The organism is Bradyrhizobium sp., assembly GCF_019244115.1.
Taxonomy (GTDB): domain Bacteria; phylum Pseudomonadota; class Alphaproteobacteria; order Rhizobiales; family Xanthobacteraceae; genus Bradyrhizobium.
This window is the reverse complement of sequence record NZ_JAFATE010000712.1, coordinates 1-4,536: the sequence shown is the minus strand read 5'-3', so window position 1 is coordinate 4,536 and position 4,536 is coordinate 1. Positions and strand designations below refer to the sequence as shown.

General features: G+C 65.5%; 5 protein-coding genes. 4 read left to right on the top strand and 1 reads right to left on the bottom strand.

What is annotated here, in order from left to right; all coding sequences use genetic code 11:
* From JOZ76_RS30735 to JOZ76_RS30720, 4 genes are all read left to right on the top strand, one after another.
* Positions 1-1,227 (top strand): metallopeptidase TldD-related protein (locus tag JOZ76_RS30735; protein ID WP_291705150.1); only part of this gene is annotated, 1,227 nt, incomplete at its 5' end.
* The gene (gene lepB, locus JOZ76_RS30730) at positions 1,224-2,012 is read left to right on the top strand and encodes a signal peptidase I (RefSeq protein WP_441300133.1); all 789 of its coding nucleotides are present in this window, start codon (positions 1,224-1,226) and stop codon (positions 2,010-2,012) included. The genes JOZ76_RS30735 and lepB, both read left to right, overlap by 4 nt.
* A gap of 228 nt (positions 2,013-2,240) precedes the next feature.
* Entirely contained in the window at positions 2,241-2,606 is a 366-nt protein-coding gene (locus JOZ76_RS30725) for a hypothetical protein (RefSeq protein WP_291705148.1), read from the top strand.
* A gap of 105 nt (positions 2,607-2,711) precedes the next feature.
* Positions 2,712-3,701 (top strand): hypothetical protein, encoded by a 990-nt coding sequence (locus JOZ76_RS30720; RefSeq protein WP_291705146.1) that lies wholly within the window; start codon positions 2,712-2,714, stop codon positions 3,699-3,701.
* Positions 3,702-3,806: 105 nt separating this feature from the next.
* Here JOZ76_RS30720 and JOZ76_RS30715 read toward each other — a convergent pair.
* Positions 3,807-4,536 (bottom strand): L,D-transpeptidase (locus tag JOZ76_RS30715; protein ID WP_291705144.1); only part of this gene is annotated, 730 nt, incomplete at its 5' end.

The following is a 4,536-nucleotide window of genomic DNA, read 5'->3' as shown; positions in this document are numbered from 1 at the left end:
GCGGTCAAGGACGACGCGGTCGGATATGCGCATTCCTCCGACGTGTCGCTGCCGGCGCTGACCCGCGCGGCGGACGCGGTGCTCGCGGTGCGCGGCGGCTATTCCGGCTCGTTCGCGGCTCCGCCGCCGCACACCAATGTGAAGCTTTATGCCGACGACAATCCGCTCGATGCGCCCGGCTTCGAGGCGAAGGTCAAGCTGCTGGCAGAGATCGACGGCTACGTTCGCGGCAAGGACCCGCGCATCCGCCAGGTTTCGGTCAGTCTGGCGGCGAGCTGGCAGCTTGTCGAAATCATGCGCGCCGATGGCGAGAGCTATCGCGACGTCCGTCCGCTGGTGCGCGTCAACATTTCCGTCGTCGCCGGCCAGGGCGACCGGCAGGAAAGCGGCTCGAAGGGTTATGGCGGGCGCGAGGGTTATGCGCGCTTCATCGAGACCAGATCCTGGCGCGATGCCGCCGACGGCGCGCTCCGCGAGGCGATCGTCAATCTGGAGTCCGTGCCCGCGCCCGCTGGCGAGATGGATGTGGTGCTCGGGGCCGGCTGGCCCGGCGTGATGCTGCACGAGGCGGTCGGCCACGGGCTCGAGGGCGATTTCAACCGCAAGAAGACCTCGGCCTTCGCAGGGCTGATGGGCAAGCCGGTCGCAGCCAAGGGGGTTACCGTGGTCGACGACGGCACCATGGCCTCGCGCCGCGGCTCGCTGTCGATCGACGACGAGGGCACGCCGACCAACCGCACGGTGCTGATCGAGGACGGCATTCTGGTCGGCTACATGCAGGACCGCCAGAACGCGCGGCTGATGAACATGAGGCCGACCGGCAACGGCCGCCGCCAGGGCTATGCCCATGTGCCGATGCCGCGCATGACCAACACCTACATGCTGGCCGGCGAGCGCGATCCCGCCGAGATCATCGCGTCCGTGAAGAACGGCGTGTTCGCAGCCAATTTCGGCGGCGGCCAGGTCGACATCACCTCGGGCAAATATGTGTTTCAGTGCACCGAGGCCTACAGAATAGAGAACGGCAAGGTCGGCGCGCCGCTGAAGGGCGCGATGCTGATCGGCAACGGGCCGACCGATCTAAACCGCATCACCATGATCGGCAACGATCTCGCACTCGATACCGGCATCGGCACCTGCGGCAAGAACGGCCAGGGTGTGCCGGTCGGCGTCGGCCAGCCGACGCTTTTGATGGAACGCATTACTGTCGGAGGAACCGGCCGATGAACCGCAGGACCAGTCAGGCTTCGGCCGGGATGCAGAGCAAGAGCAAGTCGCATGGCTGGTTCGGCCAGGCGGTGCAGCTCGCCGGCGTGGTGGCGCTGGTGTTCTTGGCCAAGGGCGCGATCGCCGAGCCGTTCTATGTGCCCTCGGGCTCCATGGAGCCGACGCTGCTGATCGGCGATGCGCTGCTGGCGTCGAAATTCCCTTATGGCTATGGCACGGCCTCGCTGCCGATGCAGATCAACCTGCCCGAGAGCGGACGCGTGTTCCAGGAAACGCCGAAGCAAGGCGACGTCGTGGTGTTCCGCTGGCCCGGTGACAACTCGCAGGCCTGGGTCAAGCGCGTCGTCGGCCTGCCCGGCGACCGCATCCAGATGCGACAGGGCCAGCTCTTCATCAACGACCGCCCTGCGACGCTGAAGGCGGACGGCGTCGGCGAGGCCGAGGACGACAATGGCGGCAGCGAGCAGGCCTATCGCTACATCGAGACGCTGCCGAACGGCGTCAGCCATGCGATTTTCAAGCTGCGCGACAACGGCCGGCTCGACAACACGCAGGAAGTGATCGTGCCGCCGGGAAAACTGTTCGTGCTCGGTGACAACCGCGACAACTCCGCCGACAGCCGCGTGCCGCTGCGCGACGGCGGCGTCGGCTTGCTCCCGATCGACAATCTGGTCGGCCGCGCGGATGCCGTGGTCGGCTCCTGGGATCTCGGCATGCGCAGCCAGCCGATGTGGACGTGGCTGTCCGGCTTCCGGGTCGCGCGCTTCTTCACCGCCGTGCATTGAGCCAATGCAGCCGTAGGGTGGGCAAAGCGACAACGTGCCTACTCAGGTCTTCCGCAAGGCTCTCGATGGTGGGCACGGCGCGAAGGCGTGCCTTTGCCTACCAATCCACAGAATGGAGCGGTGCTACTCGCGCCTGGCGCGGCCGCGTTGACGACATTGACCATCGCAAATCGACTTACAAGGCCTATCCCGCTTGATCGACGAACAGATCGGCCTAGGATCGCATGATTGGCGATTCTGGATGTGGGCTCACGCCTATGGCAAACCGATGCGTCGACGCCCGGGGAGCGCCTGGCCCGTGCGAGGGTCATTTCCATCCTTCTGACGAATGCGAGGTTTTCCGCTCGCCGGTCAAAGGGGCATGACATGAGAATAAAGCCCACGAACAGGATGGAATGGCAAAGGTGGTTCGCCTGGCACCCCGTCATCATCGACAACGTGACCATCTGGCTTGAAACCATCGAAAGAAAGCGGGACCCGGATATCTTCGACTGGGTCTACAGTTACCGGCTGATCGACAGGAAGAACGACGGAAAATATCCTCGCCGCCTGTGGTCTCGCCGAAGGCTTGGCGGCGCTCGGAAACCGCTTTGATCAGAGGAGTTCCGGACTGCTGCGAACGGACTGAGGGATCAATCGGCACATTCGCGAACCGCGGACGAGCCGCGCTATGCGATTATGGCCGCGATGGGTTTTCCAATGCTCGATGATATGGCGCTGTTGAAACGGACCATGCAGCAGATGGACGCGGAGGATCCGACCGTCGCCCAGGCCGCCAAGGACCGCGCCGCGCAGATCCTCAGCGAGGCCAAGCTGAGCTTTGCCAAAATGGCCGAATTGATCGAGGAACGCCGGTTGCTGTTGCGGCCCGCCATCGTGGCGCGCATCAAGCGCATGGATCAGCCCGGCTCGCTCGGCGACGCGGCCTTCCACGACACCGGCACCGCGCTGCGCAAGGAAGGTCAGAGTTTTTTGCAGATCGCCGAAGCGATCGAAGCGAGCAACAGGCCCGCGCCCGCAGCCCGATTCAACGTGCCAGCGCAGGAGAGTCCACCGCTCGAACCGATGGACGGCGAGTTGCGTGACCCGGCATGGCTGAGCGCGCTCCTTCTTGTCGTATATCCGGTGCGGCATCCGTTGCGCTTTCTCACAATCGCGCTCCTGGTCCTTGTGCTGTTCTATGGCGCGCGCGGCGTTGTCGCCGTGAGCCACCAGGTTGCGGACTATTTCGATCGCAGAGGCGCCGTCCGCCACGAGGCGGAGGCGACGACACCAGTAGGCCCATCTGTCAACGAGCAAGCCGGCGGGACGACCGCATCGCCAACGCCGCCCGCACCCGTCGCGTCGCCGACGGTCGCCGCGACAGCGCCGTCCTCTGCAACCCCGCCCGCGACCGCAGATGCGTCGCCGCCACCCACAACTCCAGCTCCCACGCCCAGTCCGAGCGCAAGCCAATCGGCTGCTCTCGCACCGGCTCTGCCTGGTCCCGCGCCGTCATCGGCTACCCCGACAGTTTCACCGGATGCGGCGCCGCACCGCGACGCGAGGGCCGCTCCGGCAAGACCGGCAGCCAATCGCGCACACGCTTTCGAGGATGCGATGCCGAACGGGCTGCGCCGCAATTCTCGGGTAGCGGGCCCGTGTCGCGGCGGTGTCGGCGGCTGCTACTGGGGCGGCGTGCAGTTCTAAAGCGCAACGGGCATCGCGCCACGGCGCCTTAGAGTCTTCTTTGCCCATGATCCTTTTTGGAAAGCCGCTTCGCACTTTTCCGGATCATGCTGTCACGCCGCAAAACTACTTGCATGACGTGGTCTGGCCCGACGACCACCATCGCCAGCGCGATGCACCCCCACTCCAGCAGGACGTCGGCAACAGCTTGAAGCCGTAGATCGATGGCGCCTGCTCCGTCGTCGATCCCACGGCGTAGGCCGGTCTGGCACGGCAGTCGGGGGAGTCATCTTCCGCACCGCATTGGACGCGTGGCGCGGCAGGTCTGACATCGCTCAACATGCGGCGGCCGGCCGGCGCCGGCCGCGGCGGCATCGCACTCTTCGCCACGATCGAGCGGTTGCCGCGCTGGGGCGGAGCCAGCTCCGGCATGTCGGCGGATTCGCGATAACGCACGATCCTCGGCGCCGGCGGATACGGCCCGGGTGCCGCCGCGATCTCATGCCCCGGCAATGGTGGCTCGTCGGGGCGTGCCTCGTCGGTCACCTCGATGGTGGTATTCTCCGGACCTTCTTGCTGCACCAGGTCGAACAGCACGGCGGCATGATGCGGATGCAGCCGCACGCAGCCATGCGACGCGGGTCCGCCCAATTGATCGATCGCGTAGCTGCCGTGGATCGCGTAACCATTGTGGAAGAAGATCGAATAAGGCATCGGCGAGTTGTAGTAAGCCGTGGAGAACCAGTTGCGCTCCAGGCGCTGCGGTGCATAGACGCCATTCGGCGTTGCGAGCTCATCGCGGCCGGTGGAGACCGGCCACATGTAGCGGATGTAGCCGTTCTGGATGACCAGCATG